The organism is Oryzihumus sp. JJN4-3R, assembly GCF_057747915.1.
Genome location: NZ_CM173229.1, coordinates 3,913,403 through 3,940,079 on the forward strand (window position 1 = coordinate 3,913,403; position 26,677 = coordinate 3,940,079).

The window sequence follows — 26,677 nt, forward strand, 5'->3', positions numbered from 1 at the left end:
TTGAGAATGATTGTCAAAACCATCGAGCGGGGTGCGCGGGTGGCTTGGTGGGCCGGAGGCGGCCCGCCCGGACGGCTCAGCCGCGGGGGAACAGCTGGGTGATGGCCAGGGCGACGGCGAGGAGCACGACCGCCGAGCGCATGAGCTTCTCCGAGCCGGTCAGGCGCGGCCAGGACAGGTACAGCAGCCAGCCGACGAACAGCGCCGCCAGGCCCATGAGGATGAAGCCGGTCGGGCCGCCCACGAGGGCGCCGACGACGAGCAGCACCAGCAGGATGAGGAAGGGGACCAGGCGGGGCAGGCGGCCCAGCCAGCTCAGGACGGGCAGGCTGGCGCGTTCGATCTTGTCTCGCACGGGGATGAGCGTACGGGAGGCTGGCAGCGCGAAGGGCGGGCCCGGGGTGGGCCCGCCCTTCGGTGGTGACCGCTGCGGCCGGGAGGCCGATCGGCAGGGGGGTTGCTCTGCTGGCTGCTCAGTAGCCGACGGTCGGCGCGGCCGGCGCAGCCTCGACGGGCGCGCCCGGGAAGCCGGGGGCGGCGATGCCCTTGGGGTTGGGGCCGTAGGCGTTGTCGCCGGGGGCGCTGTCCTGGCACAGGGCCACCAGCAGGATGATCGGGCCGGCGACCGGGATGAAGCCCATGAAGTAGTACCAGCCGGAGCGGCCGGTGTCGTGCAGGCGGCGGATGGCCGCGGCGAGCATGGGCAGCGCGTAGCCCAGGGGCACCAGTGCCGCCGCGATGACGATGGCCGGCTTCTGCGTCGCGCCGGCGATGCCACCGAAGATGGCGGCCGCGACGAGGTAGACCACGGCGTAGGACAGAACGAAGAACCAGAGCTCCGAGCGGCGGGCGCGACCGGAGAAGGTCACGTACTTGGAGAAGCCGGTGCGGAAGGCGTCGGTGAACGACATGAGTGGGGTTCCCCCTGTGGAATCGGACAAACAAGGCGGGAGGAAAGTAGCAGCACCCGCGAGGGGGCGGTAGCCCTCGTCCGGAGCCGGTCTTGCCTCCGTTTGCGCCCGCGCCCGGCAACCCGCGAGATGCCCGCGACCCCCCGGTTCGTCACCGGGACCCGGCGGGCGCCCGCGGGGTCGGGGTGACCCGTCCCGGGCTGGCGGTCACGTGGCGTCCTCGATCCGGGGGCGGGCTGGGGCGCCGGTGCGTTGTCCACAGGGGCTGGTGGGCTCGTCCCACTGTCCACAGTCCCGAGCGACGACCTGGTCCCGGTGGCCCGGGTGCGGCACGGTCACGGGATGACAGACCTGCTGAGCCTTCGCCTCGCCGCCCAAGCCGGCGTGCTGACCACGCGCGATGCCCTCGAGTGCGGCGTGACCCGGGCCGCGCTCACCCGCCTCGTCGCCGCCGGCCGCCTCGTCCGCGTCCGCACTGGTGTGTATGTCGAGCGGTCCCGGTTCGAGTCCGGCTCCCGCGACGAGCGACGTGCGCTGGTGGCGCTCGCGGTGGCGCGTCAGCTCGGGGACGGCTTCGCCGCCAGCCACGCCTCGGCACTCGCTCTCCAGGGTCTGCCCGTGCTGCCCGGCACGGAGCCTCCGACTGCCCACGTGTCCCGGACCCGGGCGGGCAAGCACCGTCCGGTGGCCGGGGTCAGCGTCCACACCTTCGTCCCACCCGGGCTCCTGGAGCGGCGCTCGGGGGTGCTGTGCGTCCGCCCGGCCGCCGCTGTCCTCCAGTGGGCTGCGTGGGCCGGGCTCGAGGCCGGAGTGGTCGCTGCGGACGCGGCACTGCACCGGCGCCTGGCGACCCGGGCCGAGCTCGTCGAGGCCTCGAAGGCGCTGCCCCTGGGGCGAGGGCGGGGCTGGGCGGCGCGGGTGCCCGAGCTCGTCGACGGGCGCTCGGAGTCGGTGGGCGAGAGCCGGACCAGGGTGTTGCTGCATGCGCTGGGGTTGCCGGCCCCGGAGCTGCAGGTCGAGATCTACGACGCCCGTGGGTTGGTCGGCATCGTCGACTTCCTCCTGCGGGGGCAACGGACCGTGGTCGAGTTTGACGGCAAGCTCAAGTACGCCGGTGCCGACGGAGCGCAGGCGCTGGTCAAGGAGAAGCTGCGCGAAGACCGGCTGCGCGCCCTCGGGTTCGAGATGGTGCGCCTGACCTGGCGGGACCTGGACGACCCGGCACTGGTGCTCCACCTGGTCCAGAGCGCCTTCGCCCGGGCTCGCCGGGCCGCCTGAGCGAGTCGGGCTCTGCCCGTCGACCCGGGTTGCGTCCGCTCAACCCGGCGGGCGCCCGTGACGTCGCGGATGCAAGCCGGGGGTTGGCGGGCATTCCTGGGGTCGGCGCGCGAGGGAGGCGAGCGTATGCGCGAGGCGGGGCTGGGAGGGGAGCACGCGGCATACGGGGTGATCGGGTCAAAACCGGTGGCGCGGGGCCGATAACCTTGGGCGCATGGCTGCTCCCACCTCCACCGTCGACACCGTTGTCAGCCTCTGCAAGCGCAGGGGCTTCGTCTTCCCGTGCGGTGAGATCTACGGAGGTACCCGCTCCGCCTGGGACTACGGTCCCCTCGGCGTCGAGCTGAAGGAGAACATCAAGCGCCAGTGGTGGAAGGCCATGGTGCAGCAGCGCGACGACGTCGTCGGCCTGGACTCCTCGGTGATCCTGCCGACCAAGACGTGGGAGGCCTCGGGCCACGTCGCGACGTTCTCCGACCCGCTGACCGAGTGCCAGTCCTGCCACAAGCGCTTCCGCGCCGACCACCTCCAGGAGGCCGTCGCCGAGAAGAAGGGCATCGCCAACCCCGACGACGTCGCGCTCGCCGACGTCGCCTGCCCCAACTGCGGCACGCGCGGCGCGTGGACCGAGCCGCGCCAGTTCTCCGGCCTGCTCAAGACCTACCTCGGCGTCGTCGAGGACGAGTCCGGCCTGCACTACCTGCGCCCCGAGACCGCGCAGGGCATCTTCCTCAACTTCGCCAACGTCATGGGCGCCTCGCGCAAGAAGCCGCCGTTCGGCATCGCCCAGACCGGCAAGTCCTTCCGCAACGAGATCACGCCGGGCAACTTCATCTTCCGCACCCGCGAGTTCGAGCAGATGGAGATGGAGTTCTTCGTCAAGCCGGGTGAGGACGAGGAGTGGCACCAGTACTGGATCGACGAGCGCACCCGCTGGTACACCGACCTCGGCATCAACAAGGACAACCTGCGCCACTTCGAGCACGCGCAGGAGAAGCTGTCGCACTACGCCAAGCGGACGGTCGACATCGAGTACCGCTTCCGCTTCGCCGGCGCGGAGTGGGGCGAGCTCGAGGGCATCGCCAACCGCACCGACTTCGACCTGTCGACGCACGCCAAGCACTCCGGCGCGGACCTGACCTACTTCGACCAGGCCACCGGTGAGCGCTGGACGCCCTACGTCATCGAGCCGGCAGCCGGCCTGTCCCGCTCGCTGATGACGTTCCTCATCGACGCCTACACCGAGGACGAGGCGCCCAACACCAAGGGCGGGGTCGACAAGCGCGTCGTGCTCAAGCTCGACAAGCGCCTTGCGCCGGTCAAGGCCGCCGTGCTCCCGCTGTCGCGCAACGCCGACCTCACGCCCAAGGCCCGTGACCTCGCGGCCCAGCTGCGCCAGCACTGGAACATCGACTTCGACGACGCCGGCGCCATCGGCCGCCGCTACCGCCGACAGGACGAGATCGGCACGCCGTTCTGCATCACCGTCGACTTCGACACCCTCGAGGACCACGCGGTGACGATCCGCGAGCGCGACACGATGAGCCAGGAGCGCGTCGCTCTCGACCAGGTCGAGGGCTGGCTCGCCAGCCGCCTCATCGGCTGCTGACCTCCTGACACCACACGGGTGAGCCCCGGTGCCCGGTGGGTGCCGGGGCTCACCCGTGCCACGGACCTGACGGATGTCATGGGTATGCCGTGACGCGCGTCGGGCGCGCCGGGTCGCCGTGCGCGTCAGGATCGCTGCATGACGACGACTTCACTGGAGTCCCTCCGGGACTCCGCAGGGGTGGGAGCCCCCGCGGCTGACGCGATCAGCCTGCGCGGGGTGCGCAAGAGCTTCGGGGCGGTCGAGGCCGTCCGCGGCATCGACCTGAGCGTCCGGCGCGGCGAGATCGTGGCCTTCCTCGGCCCCAACGGCGCCGGCAAGACCTCGACCATCGACATGGTGCTCGGCCTGTCCGTGCCGACCGCGGGGGAGGTCTCGGTCTTCGGGATGGAGCCGCACCAGGCGATCCGACGCGGTCTGGTCTCGGCGGTCATGCAGACCGGCGGCCTGCTCAAGGACCTGACCGTGCGGGAGACCGCGACCTACACGGCGAGCCTGTTCGCGCAGAGCCGCCCGGTCGACGAGGCGCTCGCGCGGGCGGGCATCACCGGGATCGCCGACCGGCTCGTCGGCAAGTGCTCCGGCGGCGAGCAGCAGCGGTTGCGCTTCGCCATGGCGCTGCTGTCCGACCCCGAGCTGGTCATCCTCGACGAGCCGACCACGGGCATGGACGTGGAGTCGCGGCGCTCCTTCTGGGCCGCCATCCGCGAGGACGCCGAGCAGGGCCGCACGGTCCTGTTCGCCACGCACTACCTCGAAGAGGCCGACTCCTACGCCGACCGGATCGTGTTGGTGCGCAAGGGAATGGTCGTCGGCGACGGCACTCCTGCGCAGATCAAGGCGATGGCGGCCGGGCGCACCGTCCGGGCCACCCTGGCCGGGGCGACCGAGGCGACGCTGCGCGGCATACCGGGTGCGGAGGGCATCGAGGTGCGCGGCGACACCGTGCTGATCCACTCGCGCGACACCGACGCCGTCGCGCGGCACCTGCTGACCACCACCGACGCCCGCGACCTCGAGATCACCGCGCGCGGGCTCGAGGACGCCTTCGTGGCCCTGACCGGCGACGACGAGACCGAGGACGTGACCCGATGAGCTCTGCGACCCGTAGCGAGACCTCTGCCGCGACCAGTGCCGCGACCAGTGCCGTGACGAGTGCCGCGCGGGACCGGGCCCTCCAGCGGCCGGTGCCCCCGAGGGGCGGCTTCAGCCCGACGATCCTGCGCCTGGAGCTGCGGCGCCTGCTGCGCAACAGGCGCACCGTGGTCTTCACGGTCGTCATGCCCGTGGTGTTCTTCCTGATCTTCGGGGTCGGCCAGAAGTACTCCAACGACAACGCCGGTCACGGCAACGTGGCCGCCTACGTGATGATCAGCATGGCCGTCTACGGCGCCATGATCGCGACGACCAGTGGCGGGGCGATGGTCTCCATCGAGCGGTCGCTCGGCTGGAGCCGGCAGCTGCGCCTGACGCCGCTGACCCCGGTGGCCTACGTCGCGACCAAGCTCGTGACAGCCATGACGATGGGACTCGCCTCGGTGGTCGTGACCTACTGCGCCGGCGCGTTCAGCCACGCGCGGATGGACGCACACCTGTGGCTGGTCACCGGCCTGATCGCCTGGGTGGGGTCCCTGGTCTTCGCCGCCTTCGGGCTGTTCATGGGCTACCTGCTGCCCAGCGACAACGTCATGCAGGTGCTCGGCCCGATCCTGGCGCTGCTGGCCTTCGGTGGCGGCCTGTTCGTGCCGCTGGACCAGATGGGCAGCACGTTCCGGACCATCGCCGGGTTCACCCCGATGTACGGCGTCAACCAGCTCGTCCACGCCCCGCTGACCGGGACCTCGTTCGACGTCCTGTGGGTGGTCAACGTGGTCGTGTGGCTGGCGATCTTCGTCGCGGGGGCCGCATGGCGCTTCCGCAAGGACACGGCGCGCGTCTGAGACGCCGGGCGGCGGTGTGGCTAGCGTGAGCGACATGACGACACTCCGGGGCTGGGGAGGAGCCGATGCGGCGGGACGACCCCGCCGCCTCGGCAACCTCTTCTCCGTGGTCTGGCTGGTGTTCCTGGTCGACCCGCTGCAGGCGGGGTGGCAGCACCGGGACACGTGGCAGGGGTGGGTCGGCATGGCCGCGACGATCCTGTTCGCCGCGGCCTACGTCGTGGCCTTCGCCCTGGTGCGCGGACGCAGCCTGCGGGCGGGCACCGTGCCCCAGCCGGCCGGTGCAGGGATCCTGCTGGTCCTGCTGGCCCTGGCCGTCGTCATGTGCTTGACGGTGGGCGAGTCGGGGCTGTCGACGTCGGTCTACCTCACGGTCACGGCGGTGATGTTCCTGCCCACGCGGGCGGCCGCCGCGGCGGTGCTCCTGCTGGCCGGGACGACCCTCGCCCTGATGAGCCTGGTGCCCGGTTGGGAGCTGATGCCGAGCCTGCTGCTCTCGATCTTCCTGGCGGCCTTCGCGATGTGGGGCGTCAGCCAGCTGATCCGGCGCAACATCGACCTGTCGATTGCCCGCGAGGAGAACGCCCGCCTGGCGGTGCAGGAGGAGCGCAACCGGGTGGCCCGGGACCTGCACGACATCCTCGGGCACTCCCTGACGGTCATCACCGTGAAGGCCGAGCTCGCCGGCCGGCTCATGGACGTCGACCCTGAGCGCGCGCGGGCCGAGGGCGCCGACCTCGAACGGCTCTCGCGGGACGCGCTCGTCGACGTCCGCCGGGCGGTGGAGGGGTATCGCGAGCTGACCCTCCCGGGGGAGCTCGCCAGGGCGCGGGCGGCCCTGCGGGCCGCCGAGATCGACGCCGACCTGCCGACGTCGACGGACATGGTGCCCGGAGACCTGCGCGAGCTCTTCGCCTGGGGGGTGCGCGAAGGGGTCACCAACGTGATCCGTCACAGCGCTGCCACACGCTGCACCGTGCGGCTCACCCCCGAGAGCGTGGAGGTGCTCGACGACGGTCGCGGCCCCCGCGACGCGGAGGTCCACAGCCGGTCCGGCAACGGGCTGCGCGGGCTGGCCGAGCGCGCCTCCGGCGCCGGGGCGACCCTCATGACCAGAACCGTTGAGCCTCAAGGGTTCTCGATGCAGATCATCGCCGGGGCAGTGTCGTGACGATCCGACTGCTGCTCGCCGACGACCAGGCGCTGGTGCGCGGCGCACTGGCCGCGCTGCTGGACCTCGAGCCGGACCTGTCCGTGGTGGCCGAGGTGGGAAGCGGCGACCAGGTCGTCCCCGCGGCCCGCGAGCACCGGCCCGACGTGGCCCTGCTCGACGTCGAGATGCCCGGCATGGACGGCATCGCCGCCACGCAGGCGCTGCGCGCGGCGATGCCCGACGTGCGGGTGCTCATCGTGACCACCTTCGGCCGGCCCGGCTTCCTGCGCCGAGCGCTCCAGGCCGGCGCGGCGGGCTTCGTCGTCAAGGACACCCCGGCCCGCCAGCTCGCCGACGCCGTGCGGCGGGTGCACTCCGGGCTGCGGGTGGTCGACCCGGCGCTCGCGGCCGACAGCCTGGTCAGCGGCGAGTCCCCGCTGACCGCACGCGAGGCCGAGGTGGTGCGCGCGGCCCGCGACGGCGGCACGGTCGCCGACCTGGCCCGCGAGCTTTTCCTCTCGGAGGGGACGGTGCGCAACCACCTCTCGTCGGTGATCGGCAAGACCGGGGCCCGCACGCGGGCCGAGGCCGTGCGGATCGCCGAGGACAACGGCTGGCTCTGAGCTGACACAGCGCCGGCCCTCTCGGCGGGGTAGTCAGCGCCGGACGGGGTACCTCAGGTGCAGCACCCTGTCGCCCTGGAGCACGACGTCGGGGTCCTCGAGCATCAGCCGGCCGTCGACCCGGCCGAAGTACCGCTTCCCGGAGCCGAAGACCACGGGGACGACGTCCATCGCCACGACGTCGACCAGGCCGAGCGCCAGCGCCTGACCGGCGGCGTCGCCCGCGGAGAGCGCCACCACCCCGTCGCCCGCGAGACGCCGGGCGACCTCGATCGCCTCGGTGACGTCGTCGACGAACGGAACGTCCGCCTCCGGGTGCCAGCCCTCCGGCCTCGGCCGGTGTGACACCACGACGAGGTGGTCGCACGCCGGTGGCCTGGCCTCCCAGCCGTTGGTCAGGTCGAACAGGTGCCGACCCACCACCGCGCAGGTGATGCTCTCCCAGAACGGCTTGACGTAGCTGTACGAGCGGTCGCTCACCGACATGCTGGGGTGACCGGAACCCTCGCCGCCCTCGAACAGCGGTCGCTGCCCGTTGAAGTACCAGTCGAACAGCGGCCCGACCTCGTCGTTGTCGTCCGCGATGAAGCCGTCAACCGACACCACGGCGTGCATCACCACAGTGCTCATCCGTGCCTCCCCACACCTCGGCAGCCCTTGAGCGGGACCCGTTGCCAACGTAGGCCTGTCCCCGAGAGCGTCGCCAGTCGCCGAGGCGCGGTCGCGCGGCCAGGGTGCCGGGAGAGGGGTCAGGGGGTCAGCCCGGCCAGGCGCCGCTGGTGCGTCACCTCGGCAGCCGTCGCCGCGATGACCCGGCACGCGGCGTCGTGCAGGCGTTGGGCGTGCGCGGCATCGAGGCCGATGGCGGTCAGGCCGATCCGGCCGTCGATGGCCAGCCCGGAGAGCATGTGCAGGACGACGCCGACCCCGGTGCGGTGGTCGAGCTGGAGCCCGGCGCGGTCCACCGCCTCGATCACCCGCTGCGAGGAGAGCCCCACCCATGACGCGTCGAGCAGGTTGTCGGTGCAGACGTAGGCACGCGGCGAGCCGTCGGCGGCGCTGACCCACTGGCCGCCCACCTCGTCGTAGTGCCCCGGCACGAGGTTGCGCAGGGCGGCATACGGGTGGGTGGTGCCGCCCTTGCGCAGGTTCACCTCGAGCGCCATGACCTGGCCGACCCCGAAGGCGTCACGGGTGGCGATGAAGTCGACCGAGACCCGGCCGATGGCGCCGGCGGCCACGAGCTGCTCGCCCACGGCGCGGGCGTGGCGCGCGACCTCGCCGGCGTGGTGCGGCTCGGCGGGGAACCGGCAGCCGAGGAAGACCTGCCCGTTGACACCACCGACGACCTGCTCGTGCGTGGCCAGCACGTCGACCCGCCCGTCCGGCAGCAGGTCGATCTGGGCGCTGGGCGTCGTCACCTCGGTCCCGGTGACCAGCTCCTCGACGATCCCGCCCTTGCGCAGCTCGGCCAGGTACGGCTCCGGCAGGGCGGTGACCCGGCGGCGCAGCACCTCGCGCGCGGCCGGCCCGGGGCCGTCCAGCAGGTTGACCACGATGTTGCCGTCGCCGGCGTAGCTGTCGTCGTGCTTGACCACGACCGCCGAGGCGTAGGGCCGGGCAGCGCGCACCGCGTCGATGGCGCGCAGCACATCGGACGCGGAGCGGACCCCCTCGACCCCGGCGGGGTGCGGCACCCCGGCGCGGGCGAACAGCCGCCGCCCCGCGCTCTTGAAGCCGAGGTGCCAGAGGGAGGGGTCCATGCCGTTGACCGGGACCTGGAGGCGCTCGGCGACCGCGACCTCGTGCTCGGTGACGTTCCACGGCTCGATGAACGCCGGTCGGTCCCCGATCATCCGGCACAGCCGGTCGAGGACGTCCGGGCGGGCGAGGACCTTCTCGGCGAGGCTGCCCGGCGAGGGGTCCTCGAGGGCGAGGACGTGGGTGCCCGCGCTCCACGCCTGCGGTCGCGGGCCGAGCGCCCGGTGGTAGGCCAGCACGTCACCCGTCGGCGCGATGGAGCTCAGCAGGGCCAGGTCGACGTGCTCCAGCCGGTGGGTCATCAGCGTGCCCAGCAGGTAGCGGTGCTCCAGGGCCAGGATGCGGTCTCCGTAGTGCTCCAGCAGCGAGGCGCTGGCGCTGTAGGACGGCAGGGCGATGACGACATGGGGCGTGCCCGAGCCCTCCCGGTTCGCGGCCAGGGCGGGCCCGAGGCCGGCCTGCAGCTGGGTGAAGGTCTTCATGGCGCACTGCTCCGCGTGGTGGTGACAGGGCGGGCGGAGGGGACGGGGCGGGCGGGCCGGCGCTTGTGACGGGCGCGCCACGCCTTGTGGAGGGCGTCGACCAGGATGACCGCCGGGATCGCCAGCGCCGCCATGGACCAGCCGAAGGCTCCCGGCCAGTGTCCACCCAGCAGGTCCTGCAGGGGAGGGGCACCGACGAAGACGAGCAGCATCGCGACCTCGGAGGCCACGGCATACAGCAGGAGCGGGTTGCCGCGCACGCCCACCCGGCCGACCCACCGCCCCTCGCTGCGGCAGGCGAACGCGTTGGCGAGCTGGCCCAGGACGACCGCCGCGAACGCGGCCCCGGAGGCCTGGCCGAGCAGGCTCGCCGCGGGGGTCTCGCCCGGCGACCAGCCCCCGACCCCGAGGACGAGGAGGAAGGTGAGCATCGAGACCAGGGCCTCGGTCGGGCCGAGGACCAGCAGGGCGCGCCGGGCGACCGGGCCGTCCATGAGCGCGCCCAGCCGCAGCCGGCCGACCATCACCCGCGGGCCCGGGGGCTCGGCGCCGAGGGCCAGGGCCGGCAGCAGGTCGGTGCCGATGTCAAGGGCGAGGACCTGGAGCACAGTGAGCGCCAACGGGATCCGGCCGCCGGAGAGCGCCCACACCGCGAACGGCGCGAGCTCGGCGACGTTGTCCGTCAGGTGGTAGGTCAGGAACCGGCGGATGTTGGTGAACGTGGCCCGGCCCAGCTCCACGGCCGCGACGATCGTGGCGAAGTGGTCGTCGAGCAGGACGACGTCTGCCGCCTCCCTCGCGACGTCGGTGCCGGAGGCGCCCATCGCGACCCCGATGTCGGCGGCGCGCAGGGCCGGGCCGTCGTTGACGCCGTCGCCGGTCATCGCCACGACGTGCCCCCGCGACTGCAGGGCGCGGGCGATGCGCAGCTTGTCCTCGGGGGTCACCCGGGCGAGGACGATGCCGTCGCGGTCGATCAGCTCCGCCAGGGCGTCGTCGTCGGGTGGCAGGTCGCGCCCGTGCAGCACGGGGGCGCTCTCGGCCGCCAGGCCGACCTCGGTCGCGATGGCCGCCGCGGTCCGTGGGTGGTCCCCGGTCACCATCGCCAGCCGTATGCCGGCCGCGCGGCACCGCGCGATGGCCTCCCCGACGTCGGGTCGGGGAGGGTCCTCGAGCCCGACGAGGCCGAGCAGGTGCAGGTCGCGCTCCGCGCGCTCGGCCGTGTCGTCCGGCAGGCCCGGTGGGCGGTGGGCCACCGCGAGCACGCGCAGCCCGCGCGCGCTGAGCGCCTCGACGGCCGCCTCGGCGCCGGCAGGGCTGTCGAGGCAGCGGTCGAGGACGACGTCGGGGGAGCCCAGCACGTGCGACCCGTCGTGGTCGACGACCGAGGAGCGCCGGCGGCGCGGGTCGAACGGGTGCCGGAGCAGCGGGGGCGGTCGGTCCGGCGCGCCGGCGCGGGTAGCGAGGACGTGCAGGGCGACGTCCATCGGGTCCCCGACGGGTCGCCACTGCCCCTCGGTCTGCGCGGCGTGTGCGTCGGGGGAGCAGCGGGCGGCGCTGTCGCCCGCCCGCTGCGCCGCAGCCACCGCGGCGGGGGTGCCCAGCAGGCGGCCGTCGGGCTGGTAGCCCTCGCCCTCCACCCGGACCGTCCCGGCGGGGGTCCAGACCTCGACCACCGCCATCTGCCCGCGGGTGAGCGTGCCGGTCTTGTCGGTGCAGATGAACGTCGTCGATCCCAGCGTCTCGACGGCCTCGAGGTGGCGCACCAGGGCCGCGCGATGGGCCATCCGCTGCGCCCCGCGCGCCAGCGAGAGCGTGACGGTGGGCAGCAGCCCCTCGGGGACGAGGGCCACGGTGACGCCGATGGCGAAGAGGAAGCTGTCGCGTCCGGCCTCGCCCAGACCCAGGGCGACGAGGAAGAAGGCGGAGCCGACCGCGACCGCGATGAGCGCGACCAGCCGGACGACACGGTGGAGCTGGGCGGCGAGGGGGCTCCGCGGCCGGCGGGCCTGCGCGGTCGCCGTGGCGATGGCTGCCAGTCGGGTCCGGGCCCCGGTGGCCACGACCTGTGCCGTGGCCTGGCCCTCGACGACGAAGGTGCCCGCATGGACGCGGTCCCCGGCGGTGGCGCCAACCGGCGCGCTCTCACCGGTCAGCATCGACTCGTCCACCCGGACCCGGCCGTCCTCGACGAGCGCGAGGTCGGCGCTGACCCGGTCGCCCGCATCGAGCAGCACCACGTCGCCGACCACGAGCCCGGCGGCGGGCACCACGACGGGGTGGCCGTCGCGTCGCACCGTCGCGTGCACCGGCATCAGGTCGCGCAGGCGGTCGGTGGCCCGGTCCGCGCGGTACTCCTGCACGAAGGAGAAGGCGCCGTTGAGCAGCACCACGACGGCGATGGCGACGCCGAGGGTGGGCATGCCGGCGATGACCGCCAGCGCGGCAGCGCCCCAGAGCATCAGGGCGAAGAAGTGCACCATCTGGGCGCCCAGCAGCAGCAACGGGTGCGCGCGGCGTGGCGGTGGCAGGGTGTTCGGCCCGTCGCGGGCCAGCCGGGCCGCCGCCTCGGCGCGGGTGAGTCCGAGCCCACCGGGCGGAGCGGTGACGGTCACGCTCACATGCTGCGCGGCATACAGGTGGGGCGGAAGGGACGTTCCTCCTCGCGGGCACGTCCGTTCGGCCTGTCGCCGCGGGCCTGAGAGAATCGGGCCACCATGACCGCAGTCCTCAAGCCCTTGCAGATCGGCCGCCACACCATCGAGTCGCCCGTCGTGCTCGCCCCGATGGCCGGAATCACCAACCGCGCGTTCCGGCGGCTGTGCCGGGAGTACGGCGACGTCGGCACCGGCGCGAGCGGTGGGACCTCGCTCTACGTCAGCGAGATGATCACCTCGCGGGCGCTGGTGGAGCGCACGCCGGAGTCGATGCGGCTGATCCAGCACGACGCGGAGGAGAACCCGCGCTCGATCCAGCTCTACGGCGTCGACCCGGCCACGGTGCGGGCGGCGGTGCGGATGCTGGTGACCGAGGACCGTGCCGACCACATCGACCTCAACTTCGGCTGCCCGGTGCCCAAGGTGACCCGCAAGGGTGGGGGAGCGGCCCTGCCGTGGAAGACCGAGCTGTTCCGGGCCATCGTCAGCGGGGCGGTCCAGGAGGCCAGCCCGTATGACGTGCCGGTCACCATCAAGATGCGCAAGGGCATCGACACGGACCACCTGACGTTCCTCGAGGCCGGCCGGATCGCCGAGGGCGAGGGTGTGGCCGCCGTGGCGCTGCATGCGCGCACGGCGTCGCAGGCCTACTCCGGGCAGGCCGACTGGCCGGCGATCCGGGCGCTGAAGGACGTGGTCACCTCGATCCCCGTGCTGGGCAACGGGGACATCTGGTCGGCCGAGGACGCGCTCGCGATGGTGGAGCAGACCGGGTGCGACGGCGTGGTCGTCGGTCGGGGCTGCCTGGGGCGGCCGTGGCTGTTCACCGACCTCGCCGCTGCCTTCGCCGGGACGCAGGCGCGGGTGCGCCCGACCCTGCGTGAGGTGACCGACACGATGAGGCGGCACACGGCATACCTCGCGGAGTTCTACGACTCCGAGCTCAAGGCGTGCCGCGACATCCGCAAGCACATCGCGTGGTACCTCAAGGGTTTCCGCGCCGGGCAGCACGTCCGGCACCACCTCGCGCTCGTCGACTCCCTTGACGCCCTTGACGAGCTGATCGGCACGCTGGACCTCGACCAGGAGTGGCCGGGGGAGCCGGCGGAGGGGCAGCGTGGCCGGGCCGGTTCGCCGCGCAACGTCGCCCTGCCCGAGGGGTGGCTGGAGAGCCGTGAGCTGACCGGGGCGGCCGCGGAGGCCGTGGCGCAGGCCGAGATGTCGGTCTCGGGCGGCTGAGCCTCACACGAAAGGGGCGGGGCGAACGGGCTGACCGACGGCCCTCGGCGTGGCAAGGTCGGAGCATGTGCCGGAACATCAGGACGCTGCACAACTTCGAGCCGCCCGCCACGAGTGACGAGGTGCATGCCGCCGCGCTGCAGTACGTGCGCAAGGTCAGCGGCATGACCAAGCCGTCGGCGGCCAACGCGTCGACCTTCGAGGCGGCGGTGGCCGAGGTCGCCCACATCACCCAGCACCTGCTCGAGGACCTCGTGACCCAGGCCGCGCCGCGGGACCGTGAGGTCGAGGCGGCGCGGGCACGGGCGCGCAATGCGGCCCGGTTCGGCACGCCCGCCTAGGGGGCGGCCGGGCTCGACAGCGGCTGAGACAGTGACCCCTGGGTTGGTGTTGTGATCGGGGACAGGTGGGGTGTGGTCGCCGGCGAGACCACCATGCCCTACCCCTGTGACAGGTTCGTGTCCTCGCCGGCGCTTCAGGCTTGGCGGGGCGTGACCGTCGAGGCGGCCCCCGCCGCCGTGTGGCCGTGGCTGACGCAGGTGCGGGCCGCACCGTACTCCTACGACTGGATCGACAACGGCGGTCGCCGGTCGCCCCGTCACCTGGTGGGGCTGGCCGAGCCACGGGTGGGCGAGCCGTTCACGATCAGCGCCGGGCGCCGGCTCGGACGGATCCTGTCGGTCGAGACCGGGCACCAGCTGACGGCCACGATCATGGGGGTCTTCATGTCCTACCTCCTGGTCACGACGGGTCAGGAGAGGACCCGGCTGCTGCTCAAGGTCGTCATGCCGACCAGCCGGTTCCTCGCTCCCGCGCTGTCGGTCGGTGACCTGGTCATGGCCCGGCGGCAACTGTTGAACCTGAAGGCGCTGGCGGAGGAAAGCGGAACCAGCGGCTCGTGCCGAGCCGGTCCCGCGTGAGGGCTGCAGGCGCGCTGAATGCGGCATGAGCGAGGTCAGCGATGATGACGCGACCGCTCAGATGGGGAAGCGAATGACACGACCGACTCTCTTCCTGACCGTTGGACTGCCAGGCACGGGGAAGACCACAGAAGCGCGGCGTATCGAGGTCGAGGAGAAGGCTCTTCGCCTCACGAAGGACGAGTGGGTCAAGGCCCTCTACGGGCTCGAGAACCCGCCGTCGGCCTCGGACGTGATCGAAGGGCGGCTCATCGAGATCGGGCTGCGCGCCCTCGAGCTCGGCATCAACGTCGTCATCGACTTCGGTCTCTGGGGTCGAGACGAGCGCTCCGCGCTACGGCAGGCAGCCGCCGCCCTCGGCGCGGCGGTGGAGATGCGCTACTTCGAGCTCCCGCAGACCGAGCAGCGGAGACGACTTGACCGGCGCCAGGCCGAAGCGCCGCACACGACGTGGCGCATGTCCGACGAGGAGCTCGACGAGTGGGCTGCCATCATCAGCGTCCCGACACCAGGGGAGCTCGACGGCAGTGAACCCATCGACTGCCCGCCGGCCGGATTCGCGACGTGGGAGGGCTGGCGCAGGCATCGCTGGCCTCCGTCGGTCGCCTGACACCAAGGACCATCTGAACCACCTGTGTCGGTGGTCGAATGTATGTTCGAATCATGCATCAGGGGGATCGTCGTCACGGGGCCGCGGCCAGCGGGTCTGGTGGCGTGCCCGCGGTGTCTTTCGTCGACCGGATGGCCGCCGTGGAGGTGGCCGAGTCAACCCTGGCCGGGCTCGAGGACGTGCTGCACCAGTGCCAGGGGGCTGCCCTCGGTCCGGCTTTCGGTGCCTTGGATGCGCTGTCGCGTCGGGTGGAGGCCGCCAAGGTGGCGGTGCTGGGCGAGGCTCTGGAGCGGGGTGAGGTGGTCTCGTCGTGCGCGTCGGCGACGGCGTGGGTGCTGGAGTGGGCGCCGTCCTACCGGTCCGGTGGGGTCAGGGACCTGGTCAGCGTCGCGCAGGCGTGTATCGGGCGCCCGGTCGTGGCCGGTCAGGTGCTCGACCACGGCAGCGTGCAGCGCCTCCGCGCGTGCGTGCTGTCCGGGCGGGTCGGGGTGCGCGGGGCGGCGGTGGCGCTGGCCGAGATGCACAAGCTCGCGCCCCGCCTGACGCCGGCGGCGGTGCCGACGGTGTGGGAGGGGTTCCTCCATGTGGCCGAGACCGACGGTCCGCGGGAGGTCCGGGCGTTGCGGGAGCAGATCATCGCCACCTACGGGCGGGACCGTGAGTTCCAGGTCCGCCAGGACCGGCTCAAGCACGGCGTCTCGCTGTCGCCGGGGCGGGCCGGTGACGGGATGGTGGAGTACCTGCTGCGCCTGGACCCCGAGGGGGCGAGCGTGCTGGAGGCGGCGATCGGGCCGTTGTCCGCGCCGCAGCCGGCTGAGGGTGTTTCGGACCTGCGCAGCAGCGACCAGCGGCGCGGGGACGCGCTGGTCGAGGTGTGCCGTCGGTCGGCGGCGGCCGGGGAGGACATCTCGGCCCAGCCCAAGGCCATGGTCTACGTGACGATGGACCACGAGAAGCTTCGGGACGCCTGTGGCGCCGGGACGGTGCTGGGCAACGGGACCCTGTTGGCCCCGGAGACGGTCCGGCGGATCGCCTGCGACGCGGGGATCATCCCGGTGGTGCTGGGCGCCGACGGCGAGATCCTGGACCTGGGAAGGACCAGGCGGCTCTTCACCCCGGCGCAGCTGAGGTACCTGTGGCTGCGCGACCAAGGGTGCACGATCCCGGGGTGCACGGTCCCGCCGTGGTGGTGCGACGGGCACCACGTCATCCACTGGGTCGACGGCGGACCCACCGACCGGCGCAACGCCGCCCTGCTCTGCGGGCGGCACCACACGATCGTGCACCAGCGAGGGTTGACCGCCACGGTCACCGACGCCGGGGTGACCTGGCATCTATGACGACCCCGCCCCGTGCCCGGTCGGAGACGGCCGGGCCCGCGGCATGTGCCCATAACACTCGCGATCCGCTGCCGACCTCCGGGAGTCGACGGACTACGCAACGCCCGGGATGGCAGGATGTCGCCTCGTGTCCATCGGCGTCTCACAGCAGTCATTGCCAGGTCTGGCCGCCCGTCCGGCAACCCGTCCCACCCGGCGGATGCCCACGACGAACGGCCTGAGCGACCTCACGGTGATCGTCGGCCCGATGAAGAGCGGTAAGTCGCTGGAGCTCATCAGCCTGCTCTCGCCGCTGGCGTACTCCGACGTCACGCACCGCGTCTACCAGTCGGCGCGGCACCAGCGCGACGACAAGGTCACCTCCCGCAGCGGGAGCAGCCTGGTGACGACCAAGACCATGACGCTCGAGCCGCTGCTGGACGACGACGTCGACGTCGTCGGCGTGGACGAGATCCACATGTTCGACGTCGCCGACGTGGAGGTGCTGGGCACCCTGATCGAGCGCGGGACCCGCGTCGTCGCGACCGGCATCGACCTGGACCACCGAGGCGAGCTGTTCGCGCCGGTTCGGGCGCTGTTCGAGCTCGGCCCGCAGGTCGTGACCCACCGCCGCGCCGTGTGCGACGTCTGCCGCGAGTTCCGCGCCGTCTACACGCAGGTGCTCGACCGCGACCGTGCCTTCACCACCCGGCTCGCGCCGTCGACGCCGCTGCCGGACGACGGCACCTTCAGCTACGAGGCGCGCTGCCGGTCCTGCTTCATCTTCCCGACCGACTGACGCCACGGCATCGTCGACGAACCCAGGATCGACGCGGACCCACGCCAACCGACCGCTCCGGTGAGCCGCCCCCGCGGGTGAGGGGGCGGCATACCGGAGGTGGGGCTGCCGGGGTCAGCGGATCGGGAACTCCGCGCGTCGCGGCATCCGGGTCTGGCCCGGGTCGCGCTCGACCGAGCCGTCGAGGACCTCGTCGATCGCGGCCATGAGGTCGGCCTCGAGGCGCACCCCGGAGGCCTTCGCGTTCTCGGTGACCTGCTCCGGGCGCGAGGCGCCGATGATCGCGGCGGAGACGTTGTCGTTCTGCAGCACCCACGCCACGCCGAGCTGGGCCATGGTCAGGCCGGCCTGCTCGGCCAGGGGCCGCAGCCGCTGCACCCGGTCGAGGAGCACGTCGTCGGCCAGCCAGCGACCGACCATGTCGGCGCCGCCCTTGTCGTCGGTGGCGCGCGAACCCGCCGGCGGTGCCTGGCCGGGCACGTACTTGCCGGTCAGCACGCCCTGGGCCAGCGGCGACCACACGATCTGGCCGATCCCGAGCGCCTTCGACGTGGGGACCACCTCGGCCTCGATGACGCGCCAGATCATGGAGTACTGCGGCTGGCTGGACACGAACGGGATGTGCAGCTCGCGGGCAAGGCGGTGACCCTCGCGCAGCTGCTCGGCGTTCCACTCCGAGACGCCGATGTAGAGCGCCTTGCCTTGGCGGACAACGTCGGCGAAGGCCTCCATCGTCTCCTCCAGCGGCGTCATGTCGTCATAACGGTGGGCCTGGTAGACGTCGACGTAGTCGGTCCCGAGCCGCTCCAGCGAGCCGTTGATCGACTCGTGGATGTGCTTGCGCGACAGGCCGTGCGCGTTGGGCCCACGGCCACCGGCGGGGAAGTAGACCTTGGTGAGGACCTCCACCTCCTCGCGCTTCACTCCGGCCAGCGCCCGGCCCAGCACCGTCTCGGCCGCGGTGTCGGCGTAGGTGTCCGCGGTGTCGAAGGTCGTGATGCCCTCCTCCAGCGCCTGCCGCACGCACGCCAGCGCCTGATCCTCCTCGACCTGCGAGCCGTGGGTGAGCCAGTTGCCGTAGGCGATCTCCGAGATGCGCAGCCCGCTGCTGCCGAGGTTCCTGAAGTGCATGACCTGAGACTAGGCAGGGGGCACGGGCGCGGTGCGCCCGCCCTGTCGGTGGCTGTGGTGACAATGCCGGTATGCCGGACCGTCCCGCCACGTTCTTCGCCGCACCGCAGCCCTGGCGTGCCTGGCTCGAGGCGCACCACGCCACGGCGGATGAGCTCTGGGTCGGTTTCCACAAGCGCCACACGCGGGAGCCGTCGCTGACCTGGCCGGAGTCGGTCGACGAGGCGCTGTGCTTCGGCTGGATCGACGGCCTGCGCCAGCGCATCGACGACGACCGCTACCGGATCCGCTTCACGCCCCGGCGGCCCACGAGCATCTGGAGCGCGGTCAACCTCGCCCGGATCGAGGAGCTCATCGCGGCGGGACTCGTGGCGGAGGCGGGCCTTGCGGCGTACCGGCGCCGGGCCGTGCGGGAGGAGCCGGTCTACTCCTACGAGCGGCAGCCGGCGGACCTGCCTCCGGAGTATGCCGCGCTGCTGGCCGCCGACCCGGCGGCCCAGGCGTGGTGGGACTCCCGGCCGCCGTCCTACCGCCGCCCGGCGACGAACTGGGTGCTGTCGGCCAAGCGGCAGGAGACCCGGGACCGCCGCATCGCCCACCTCGTGGCCGACTGCTCCGCCGGGCGCCCCATCAAGCCGCTCAGCTACTGAGGCGTCGGGCTCCCGAGCAGCCGCCGCCTGCGGTCGGCCGGCCGCCCATCGCAGCCGAAGGGAAGAGGCGCGCGCAAGGGCCGCGGACAGAGTCGCCGAGGCGTCGCGCACGCTCGGGCGGCCCGGCTGACGCCGACATCTCAGGTCAAGAGATGGCAGGTGGCCGTAACGCCCGAGGTGGCCGCCTCGTTCCCCGGGCAACGAGGCCGCTCCGGCCCGTCAGCCGCGTGGACGGCGCAAGTGCCGTCCCCCCGCCCTCGAGGGAGCTCCTCGCATGTCGGTTGGTTCGTTCGCAGTACGCCGCAGGCGCGGCATCAGCCTGGCGGCCACGGCCGCACTCATCCTGGTCGCCGGTGCCGGCGCCAAGGCGCTGGCCGCCACCCCGTCCGAGGGCTCGGTGTCGGACACGGCGCCCTCGACCCAGTGGACCGCCGGTCCCTTCGCCGCACCGAACGTCACCGGCACGGCCGGCGACGTGTCCTGCGGGCCGGGCCTGTGCGACGACTACGCGCTGCACGTCAGCACCCCGTCCGGCTACGGCAACACCCACCAGCTCACGGTCAAGGTCGGGTGGGCCAACACGGCGGCCGACTTCGACGTCTACCTGCTCGACAAGGCGGGCACCGTCGTCGGGTCCTCGGCCTCCAACGCCGACCCCGAGGTCATCCAGGTGCCGCCCACGACCGGCGACTACACGGTGCGCGTCGTGCCGTTCAACCCGCTGGGGGAGTCGGTCACCGGGACTGCGGCACTGACTGACATCCCGGCCAACCCGCCGCCGGGCACCGACACCCCGCCGACCTTCAGCCAGTACGGCGCGCCGGAGTCGTACCCGCAGGCGCACAGCGCCGGCGAGCCGTCGATCGGCAACAGCCACAAGACCGGGGCGACCTTCTACCAGGCGCTCTACGACACCTACAAGGCCACCTGGGATGACAGCGTGACCCCGTCGAAGGTGAGCTGGAGCAACGTGTCGGCCACGGCCGCCAACGGCTGTCCGACCGGCGGCACCGCCTCGCTGGACCCGATCGGCTTCACCGACCCGGTGACCGGCCGTGTCTTCGAGAGCCAGCTGGCCGGCAAGACCTCGCTGATGTGCTTCTCCGACGACGACGGCAAGACGTGGTCACCGAGCCAGGGCGGCGGCATCAACTCGGGCGTGGACCACCAGACCGTGGGCGGTGGTGCGTGGCCTGCGGGCTCGGTCGGCTCGCTCCCGACGAGCAGCTACCCCCGGGCGGTCTACTACTGCAGCCAGGACGTCGCAGACGCCAGCTGTGCCTCCAGCCACGACGGCGGCACGACCTTCGGCCCGGCCGTCCCGATGTACTCCCTGCTCGACTGCGGCGGCCTGCACGGGCACGTCAAGGTCGCCCCGGACGGCACGGTCTACGTGCCCAACAAGGGCTGCGGCAGCAACCAGGGCGTGGCGGTCTCCGAGGACGGCGGCACCACGTGGTCGGTCCGCACCGACCCGGCCAGCACCCCCGGAGACTCCGACCCCAGCGTCGGCATCGGCGCCAACGGCACGGTCTACATGGGCTACCAGGCGGCCGACGGCACGCCGCGGGTCGCCGTGAGCCGGGACAAGGGCAAGACGTGGACCGACGACCAGAACGTCGGCGCGAGCCTGGGCATCCACAACACCGTCTTCCCCGCCGTGGTCGCCGGTGACGACGACCGGGCCTCGTTCGCCTTCATCGGCACCACGACGGCCGGCAACTACCAGGACGCCACGAACTTCCACGGCGACTGGCACCTCTACGTCTCCACGACGTACGACGGCGGCAAGTCCTGGGTCACGGTCGACACCACGCCCACCGACCCGGTGCAGCGCGGGTCGATCTGCACCGGCGGCACCACCTGCGGCAACGACCGCAACCTGCTGGACTTCATGGACGCCACCGTCGACAAGGACGGTCGCGTGCTGGTCGGCTACGCCGACGGCTGCACCGGCGCCTGCGCGGCACCGGGTGGGGCGCAGAACTTCGACGCCTACGCGACGATCGCCCGCCAGCAGAGTGGCAAGACGCTGTATGCCGCGAACGACCCCCAGCCCAACCTCACCCCGAGCGCGTTGTCGGTGAGCAGGGCGAGTGGGCTGTACGTCCCGACTGCGACGCTGGCCAACACCGGCGCCGCCGTCGCCAAGGGGGCGACGCTCCAGCTCCTGGTCGACGGCAAGGTCGTCTCGACGTCGACGGCGAGCGACCTGGGCGCCGGGGCGAGCCGGACAGTCACGTTCGCCGGGCTGAAGCTGGCCAAGGGGACGCACACCGTCCTGGTGGTGGCCGACCCCGCCAACACGGTCCAGGAGTCCGACGAGGGGGACAACAAGCGGTCCACGACGGTGACGTCGTGACGGGTGGCAGGGCCGGAGGCCTCGCCGTCGCCCTGGCGGCGGTGATGGTCGGTGGCGCCCTCAGCGGCTGCGAGAGCGCCGAGCAGAAGGCCACCGAGGCCGTCGCCGACCAGATGGCCGTCTGCGCCAAGGACGCGAAGGCGGTGGCGCTGCCCACGGACTTCCCGGCCTCCGCGGCGCTGCCCCAGGACGTGGTCGTCACGAAGGTGGAACAGCGCGACGGGGGCCGTACGGTGCTCACCGCGGTGTCACCACAACCGTTCAAGCCCACGCTGGCGGCGATGCAGGCACGTTTCTCCTCCGGGGGCTGGACGCTCTCCGAGGGGGAGGTGGAGGAGGCCGACGCGGAGTCCAACTTCGCCGGCAACGGCATGAAGGGCCGGTGGGCGATTCGCGCCATGGACTCCTGCGCCGGAAACACGGCGGTCTCCCTGGTGACGGCCTCGGCGGGCTCGTAGGGCCCAGCCGGCAGGGAGATCGCCGCGAGGGCCCCGGAGCTCGCTCCGGGGCCCTCGTGCGTGCCCTGTCGATGTCGTGCGATGTCGTTGTTTCTGGATTAACCAAATGGTTAACTGTTTCGGGTGAGCATCCATCGCACCTTCGCCGCTCTGGGGGACCCGACCAGGCAGGCGATGGTCGAGCGGCTCGGTCGTGGAGAGGCCACCGTCGGTGAGCTCGCCGCGCCCCACGACATCAGCCTGCCGGCCGTGACCAAGCACCTACGGGTGCTGGAGTCGGCCGGGCTGGTGACGCGCACCCGACAGGGTCGGACCGTGGTGTGCCGGCTCAACAGCACGCCGCTGGTCGAGGCGCAGACGTGGATCACCGACCGCCGCCGGCTCTGGAACGCCAACCTGGACCGCCTCGAGCGGTTCCTCAGCGAGGAGAAGGACGCATGACCGCCGATGCCATCACCACCACCGACACGACCATCGTCATGGAGCGCGTCCTCGACGTCCCGATCGCCCGTGTGTTCGCGGCCTGGACCGACCCGGCGCTGATGGCCCAGTGGTACTGCCCCAACCCCGCGTGGGAGATCCGGGTCGAGCGCGACCTCAGGGTGGGTGGCGACTACACGCTGTCCATGGGGCCGCACGACGTCGTCGGCCGCTACACGGCGATCGAGGAGCCGACCCTGCTCGAGTTCACCTGGGCCTGGGTCGAGTTCGACTCTGCCCCGTCGTTGGTGCGGGTGGAGCTGACCGCGGTCGACGGCGGGACCAGGCTCGTGCTAACCCACTCCGACCTGAGTGACGCCGACGACGTGAGGAACCACGCCGAAGGCTGGGTGGGCTGCCTGATGCGGCTGCCCGGAGCCCTGGCCGGCTGAGGGGTCGAGCGGGCGCCGGCCGCGGTGCCCCGCCCACCAGAGGTGTGCCGCGCCGCCCGAGCCGGCCGCGCGGCATACAGTGCGTCCTCGTGAGCACCTACGCGGCGGCCGACCGGGAGCGCTGGGTCCGGGAGGACCCGGCACACAAGCGGGCCGACCGCGACGACTTCGCGCGGGACCGCGCCCGGGTGGTGCACTCCTCGGCGCTGCGGCGCCTGTCCGCCAAGACGCAGGTCGTGCAACCGACCAGCGACGACTTCGTGCGCAACCGGCTGACGCACTCCCTCGAGGTGGCCCAGATCGGGCGCGAGTTCGGTGCTGCGCTCGGGTGTGACGCCGACGTCGTGGACACCGCGTGCCTGGCCCACGACCTCGGGCACCCGCCGTTCGGGCACAACGGGGAGACGGCCCTGGCCGCCGTGGCCGCGGACATCGGCGGGTTCGAGGGCAACGCCCAGACGCTGCGGCTGCTCACCCGGCTGGAGGCCAAGCGCACCCACCCGGACGGGCGGCCGGCCGGGCTCAACCTCACCCGCGCCAGCCTCGACGCTGTCCTGAAGTACCCGTGGCAGCGCGGCGAAGCCCCTTATGAGACAGGCAAGTTCGGCGTGTATGCCGATGACGTGCCCGTCTTCGAGTGGGTCCGCTCCGGGGTGGACCCTTCGGACCCCGCGCGCCGGTGCCTCGAGGCCCAGGTCATGGACTGGTCGGACGACGTGGCCTACTCGGTCCACGACGTGGAGGACGCCGTCGCCTCGGGCCGGGTCGTGCTGGAGGACCTGCGCTCGGAGTCGCGGATGGCCCCGGTCATCGAGGTCGCCCGCCGCGCCTACGCCCCCGACCTGTCGGAGCAGGACCTCGGGCTGGCGCTCGGGCGGCTGCTGGACACCGGCTGGATCCCGTTGTCCTGGAACGGCTCCCGGGCCGACCTCGCAGCTCTGAAGGACATGACCAGCCGGCTGATCGGCCGGTTCGTCCTCGTCGTCGAGGAGGCGACCCGCGCCGCACACGGCTCGGGTGACCTCACCCGCCACGCGGCCGACCTCGTCGTGCCGGAGGGGGTGCGGGCGGAGTGCGCCCTGCTCAAGGGCGTGGCCGCGCACTTCGTCATGAACGCCACCGAGCGGCTGGAGGTGATGGCGCGACAGCGGCACGTGCTGCGCGACCTCGTCGAGGCGATCGTGGACGACCCGCAGGAGCGCCTCGACGTGACCTACCTGCACGACTGGCGCGCGGCGCAGGACGACGCCGCCGCACTGCGGGCCGTGGTCGACCAGGTGGCGAGCCTGACCGACCTGCGTGCCATGGCGCTGCACGCGATGTGGGTGTGAGCACCTAGACTCGCCGGGGCACACCTAGGAGGGTCAGTGGCGGGTCGGATCAAGGCCGACGACGTGGCTCTGGTCAAGGAGCGGTCGTCCATCGAGGACGTCGTGCGCGAGCACGTGACGCTGCGGACCGCCGGACCCGGGTCGCTCAAGGGGCTGTGCCCCTTCCATGACGAGAAGACACCCTCGTTCAACATCCGCCCGGCCGTCGGGGCCTGGCACTGCTTCGGCTGCGGCGAGGGCGGCGACGTCATCTCCTTCGTCCAGAAGGTCGAGCACCTCACCTTCACGGAGGCGATCGAGCGGCTCGCCGGCAAGCTCGGCATGGAGCTGCACTACGAGGAGGGCGGGGGACCCCGCGAGGAGGGGCTCGGCAAGCGCTCGCGGCTCGTGGAGGCGCACCGGGTGGCCACCGAGTTCTACGCCTCCTCCCTGGTCGACCTCGCCGAGGCGCGGGCCGGGCGCGACTTCCTGCGCGAGCGCGGCTTCGACCGGGTGGCTGCCGAGCGGTTCGGCGTCGGGTTCTCCCCGCGCACCGGCGAGGCGCTGACCCGGCACCTGCGCGGCAAGGGCTTCAGCGAGGACGAGATCGTCACCGCCGGGCTCGCGGGGCGCGGCCAGCGCGGGCTCTACGACCGGTTCCGGGGCCGGCTGATGTGGCCGATCCGCGACATCACCGGCGACGTCGTCGGCTTCGGCGCGCGCCGGCTCTTCGACGACGACCGCATCGAGGCCAAGTACCTCAACACGGCCGAGACCACGATCTACAAGAAGTCGCACGTGCTCTACGGCCTCGACCTGGCCAAGAAGGCCATCTCGCGCGACCGTCAGGCCGTGGTGGTCGAGGGCTACACCGACGTCATGGCGTGCCACCTCGCCGGCATCGAGACGGCCGTCGCCACGTGCGGCACGGCCTTCGGTGTCGACCACATCAAGGTGCTGCGCCGCCTCATGCGCGACGAGAGCGACCTGGCGCCGGCCAAGGTGGTCTTCACCTTCGACGGCGACGCCGCCGGGCAGAAGGCCGCCATGCGGGCGTTCAACGACGACCAGCGCTGGGCCTCGCAGTCGTTCGTGGCGGTGGAGGGCTCCGGCAAGGACCCGTGCGAGCTGCGCCAGTCGGGGGGAGACCTGGCGGTGCGTGCGCTCATCGAGGACGCCGTGCCGATGTTCGAGTTCGCCGTGCGCACGACCCTGCGCCGCTTCGACCTCGGCAACGCTGAGGGCCGGGTGCAGGGCCTGCGCGCCGTGGCGCCCATCATCAACGGGATCCGTGACCGGTCGCTGCGCCCGGAGTACACCCGCACCGTGGCGGGCTGGATCGGCGTCGAGGTCGAGCAGGTCGCCTCCGAGGTCGCCCGGGCGAGCCGGATGGCGGCGCGCGACGCGGCCGGAGGCGGCGCCGGCGGCCACGGTGGCCCGACCGGCCAGGGCGCCGCGCACGACGGCCCGTCGGCGGGCGAGGAGCACGGCCGCGAGGACGTGCCGGTCATGCCGCACCCGGACCTGCGCGACCCGGTGGTCCTCGCCGAGCGCCAGCTGCTCCAGGCGGTGCTGCAGTTCCCCGCGCTGCTCGACGCGGCCGAGTTCGACGCCGTCGACCCCTCAGCGTTCACCGCTCCGGCCCACCGGGCGGTCCACGACGCCATCCGCGCCGCGGGAGGGCCGGCGGCGGCCACCGGCACCGGGGTGTGGGCCGACAAGGTCACCGAGGCCGCAGCGGGCGCCGTGCGTCCCCTCGTCAGCGAGCTGGCCGTGGCGCCGCTGCCGACCAAGGTCGACCCGTCCACGGGCCTGCCCGAGCGCCGCTACGTCAGCTCGCTGCTGGTGCGGGTCCAGGAGGTGGGCCTGACCCGCCGCATCGGGGACGCGCTCAGCGCCCTGCGCCGGATGGAGTCCGGGGAGCCCGAGGCAGCGCGAGCGCTCTCGGTGGAGCTCCAGGGGCTGCAGCGCCAGCTCATCGCCCTGCGTGACAGGCTGGGCTGATGCCCTCCCTGTCGCGCCTGCGGCGCCTCCAGCCCGACCTGCCCGCCGCAGTCACCGCCGCGCTCGAGCTCGGGCGCGGGGAGCGCGTGCTCGCCCACGCGACCGACGAGACGAGCGGCTCGGCCGTGGTCGCCACGACCTGGGCGCTGGCCGCCGTGCAGCCCGACGGCGTCATGGTGCTGCGCCGTCCGTGGCACCTCGTCGACGCCGGCGTGTGGCAGCACGAGGGGTTCACCCTCACCGTGACCTTCGTCGACGGCACCCGGCCCGTGCAGTGGGCCCTCGGCGAGCAGCGCACGCTGCTGCCGGAGGTCCTGCGCGAGCGCGTGCAGGCCAGCGTCGTGCTCGCGCAGCGGCTTTCGGTGGGGGAGCGGCGGACGGCCCGCGTCGCCATCCGCAAGGACCTGCAGACCGGCTCGCTGCTCTCCCAGACCCTGCTCGGTCGGGGCGTGCGGGCGGCCGACCCGCTCGTCCAGGAGCAGGTCTCCCTGGCCCTCGCCGAGCTCCGGGACCAGGTCGGCCTGAGCGGCTGAGGAGGGCCCCGGCGCGCGGGCGGGTCTGGTTCGGAACCACCCGAAACCTTTGCTAC

The 26,677-nt window shown here is 72.7% G+C and carries 26 protein-coding genes; 20 read left to right on the forward strand and 6 right to left on the reverse strand.

What is annotated here, in order from left to right; translation table 11 throughout:
* Positions 1-76 precede the first annotated feature (76 nt).
* Positions 77-355 carry a DUF6703 family protein gene (locus AC3ANM_RS18670; RefSeq protein ID WP_488285912.1) on the reverse strand — a complete coding sequence of 93 codons (279 nt, stop codon included), beginning with the start codon at positions 353-355 and terminating at the stop codon, positions 77-79.
* A gap of 118 nt (positions 356-473) precedes the next feature.
* Positions 474-911, reverse strand: a complete 438-nt coding sequence (locus AC3ANM_RS18675; protein WP_488285913.1) for a DUF805 domain-containing protein — start codon at positions 909-911, stop codon at positions 474-476.
* Positions 912-1,253: 342 nt separating this feature from the next.
* Here AC3ANM_RS18675 and AC3ANM_RS18680 point away from each other — a divergent pair, with 342 nt between their 5' ends.
* The 6 genes from AC3ANM_RS18680 (at position 1,254) to AC3ANM_RS18705 (ending at position 7,514) form a co-directional block, all read left to right on the forward strand.
* Positions 1,254-2,189, forward strand: a complete 936-nt coding sequence (locus AC3ANM_RS18680; RefSeq protein WP_488285914.1) for a type IV toxin-antitoxin system AbiEi family antitoxin domain-containing protein — start codon at positions 1,254-1,256, stop codon at positions 2,187-2,189.
* 214 nt (positions 2,190-2,403) lie between these two features.
* On the forward strand, positions 2,404-3,798 hold the full coding sequence (locus AC3ANM_RS18685; protein ID WP_488285915.1) for a glycine--tRNA ligase: 1,395 nt from the start codon (positions 2,404-2,406) through the stop codon (positions 3,796-3,798).
* Between the two features lie 138 nt (positions 3,799-3,936).
* On the forward strand, positions 3,937-4,893 hold the full coding sequence (locus AC3ANM_RS18690; protein ID WP_488285916.1) for an ABC transporter ATP-binding protein: 957 nt from the start codon (positions 3,937-3,939) through the stop codon (positions 4,891-4,893).
* Positions 4,890-5,738 (forward strand): ABC transporter permease, encoded by an 849-nt coding sequence (locus AC3ANM_RS18695; protein ID WP_488285917.1) that lies wholly within the window; start codon positions 4,890-4,892, stop codon positions 5,736-5,738. The genes AC3ANM_RS18690 and AC3ANM_RS18695 overlap by 4 nt, the downstream gene beginning before the upstream one ends.
* 34 nt (positions 5,739-5,772) lie before the next feature.
* A complete protein-coding gene (locus tag AC3ANM_RS18700) occupies positions 5,773-6,909 on the forward strand; it encodes a sensor histidine kinase (protein ID WP_488285918.1) in 1,137 nt (378 codons plus the stop codon).
* Positions 6,906-7,514 (forward strand): response regulator, encoded by a 609-nt coding sequence (locus tag AC3ANM_RS18705; RefSeq protein WP_488285919.1) that lies wholly within the window; start codon positions 6,906-6,908, stop codon positions 7,512-7,514. The genes AC3ANM_RS18700 and AC3ANM_RS18705 overlap by 4 nt, the downstream gene beginning before the upstream one ends.
* A gap of 33 nt (positions 7,515-7,547) precedes the next feature.
* Here the strand turns inward: AC3ANM_RS18705 and AC3ANM_RS18710 are convergent, their stop codons facing one another.
* The 3 genes from AC3ANM_RS18710 to AC3ANM_RS18720 form a co-directional block, all read right to left on the reverse strand.
* Positions 7,548-8,144: a dihydrofolate reductase family protein gene (locus AC3ANM_RS18710; RefSeq protein WP_488285920.1), complete on the reverse strand. Its 597-nt coding sequence runs from the start codon at positions 8,142-8,144 to the stop codon at positions 7,548-7,550.
* 119 nt (positions 8,145-8,263) lie between these two features.
* On the reverse strand, positions 8,264-9,757 hold the full coding sequence (locus AC3ANM_RS18715; protein WP_488285921.1) for a peptide ligase PGM1-related protein: 1,494 nt from the start codon (positions 9,755-9,757) through the stop codon (positions 8,264-8,266).
* Positions 9,754-12,372, reverse strand: a complete 2,619-nt coding sequence (locus AC3ANM_RS18720) for a cation-translocating P-type ATPase (protein ID WP_488285922.1) — start codon at positions 12,370-12,372, stop codon at positions 9,754-9,756. Before AC3ANM_RS18720 ends, AC3ANM_RS18715 begins: the two co-directional genes overlap by 4 nt.
* A gap of 102 nt (positions 12,373-12,474) precedes the next feature.
* Between AC3ANM_RS18720 and dusB the strand changes: the two genes are divergently transcribed.
* From dusB to AC3ANM_RS18750, 6 genes are all read left to right on the forward strand, one after another.
* Complete coding sequence (gene dusB, locus AC3ANM_RS18725) at positions 12,475-13,653, forward strand: tRNA dihydrouridine synthase DusB (protein WP_488285923.1); 1,179 nt, start codon at positions 12,475-12,477, stop codon at positions 13,651-13,653.
* Between the two features lie 65 nt (positions 13,654-13,718).
* A complete protein-coding gene (locus AC3ANM_RS18730) occupies positions 13,719-13,994 on the forward strand; it encodes a DUF2277 domain-containing protein (RefSeq protein ID WP_488285924.1) in 276 nt (91 codons plus the stop codon).
* Between the two features lie 150 nt (positions 13,995-14,144).
* The gene (locus AC3ANM_RS18735; RefSeq protein WP_488285925.1) at positions 14,145-14,573 is read left to right on the forward strand and encodes a hypothetical protein; all 429 of its coding nucleotides are present in this window, start codon (positions 14,145-14,147) and stop codon (positions 14,571-14,573) included.
* 25 nt (positions 14,574-14,598) lie between these two features.
* Complete coding sequence (locus AC3ANM_RS18740; protein WP_488285926.1) at positions 14,599-15,183, forward strand: ATP-binding protein; 585 nt, start codon at positions 14,599-14,601, stop codon at positions 15,181-15,183.
* Between the two features lie 113 nt (positions 15,184-15,296).
* The gene (locus AC3ANM_RS18745; protein ID WP_488285927.1) at positions 15,297-16,523 is read left to right on the forward strand and encodes an HNH endonuclease signature motif containing protein; all 1,227 of its coding nucleotides are present in this window, start codon (positions 15,297-15,299) and stop codon (positions 16,521-16,523) included.
* Between the two features lie 199 nt (positions 16,524-16,722).
* Positions 16,723-17,301, forward strand: a complete 579-nt coding sequence (locus AC3ANM_RS18750; protein WP_488285928.1) for a thymidine kinase — start codon at positions 16,723-16,725, stop codon at positions 17,299-17,301.
* Positions 17,302-17,415: 114 nt separating this feature from the next.
* Here the strand turns inward: AC3ANM_RS18750 and AC3ANM_RS18755 are convergent, their stop codons facing one another.
* Entirely contained in the window at positions 17,416-18,432 is a 1,017-nt protein-coding gene (locus AC3ANM_RS18755; RefSeq protein ID WP_488285929.1) for an aldo/keto reductase family protein, read from the reverse strand.
* A gap of 71 nt (positions 18,433-18,503) precedes the next feature.
* Here AC3ANM_RS18755 and AC3ANM_RS18760 point away from each other — a divergent pair, with 71 nt between their 5' ends.
* The 8 genes from AC3ANM_RS18760 to AC3ANM_RS18795 all read left to right on the forward strand — a co-directional run bounded on the left by AC3ANM_RS18760 (position 18,504) and on the right by AC3ANM_RS18795 (position 26,621).
* Positions 18,504-19,082, forward strand: coding sequence for a YdeI/OmpD-associated family protein (locus AC3ANM_RS18760; RefSeq protein ID WP_488285930.1), 579 nt, complete (start codon positions 18,504-18,506; stop codon positions 19,080-19,082).
* 274 nt (positions 19,083-19,356) lie between these two features.
* Positions 19,357-21,444: a CARDB domain-containing protein gene (locus tag AC3ANM_RS18765; RefSeq protein ID WP_488285931.1), complete on the forward strand. Its 2,088-nt coding sequence runs from the start codon at positions 19,357-19,359 to the stop codon at positions 21,442-21,444.
* Entirely contained in the window at positions 21,441-21,902 is a 462-nt protein-coding gene (locus AC3ANM_RS18770; RefSeq protein ID WP_488285932.1) for a hypothetical protein, read from the forward strand. The genes AC3ANM_RS18765 and AC3ANM_RS18770 overlap by 4 nt, the downstream gene beginning before the upstream one ends.
* Before the next feature lie 123 nt (positions 21,903-22,025).
* A complete protein-coding gene (locus tag AC3ANM_RS18775; RefSeq protein ID WP_488285933.1) occupies positions 22,026-22,343 on the forward strand; it encodes an ArsR/SmtB family transcription factor in 318 nt (105 codons plus the stop codon).
* Entirely contained in the window at positions 22,340-22,774 is a 435-nt protein-coding gene (locus AC3ANM_RS18780; protein ID WP_488285934.1) for an SRPBCC family protein, read from the forward strand. The genes AC3ANM_RS18775 and AC3ANM_RS18780 overlap by 4 nt, the downstream gene beginning before the upstream one ends.
* Before the next feature lie 89 nt (positions 22,775-22,863).
* Positions 22,864-24,105, forward strand: coding sequence for a deoxyguanosinetriphosphate triphosphohydrolase (locus tag AC3ANM_RS18785; protein ID WP_488285935.1), 1,242 nt, complete (start codon positions 22,864-22,866; stop codon positions 24,103-24,105).
* A 36-nt stretch (positions 24,106-24,141) separates the two neighbouring features.
* Complete coding sequence (gene dnaG, locus AC3ANM_RS18790; protein WP_488285936.1) at positions 24,142-26,088, forward strand: DNA primase; 1,947 nt, start codon at positions 24,142-24,144, stop codon at positions 26,086-26,088.
* Positions 26,088-26,621, forward strand: coding sequence for a hypothetical protein (locus tag AC3ANM_RS18795; protein WP_488285937.1), 534 nt, complete (start codon positions 26,088-26,090; stop codon positions 26,619-26,621). Before dnaG ends, AC3ANM_RS18795 begins: the two co-directional genes overlap by 1 nt.
* Positions 26,622-26,677 lie beyond the last annotated feature (56 nt).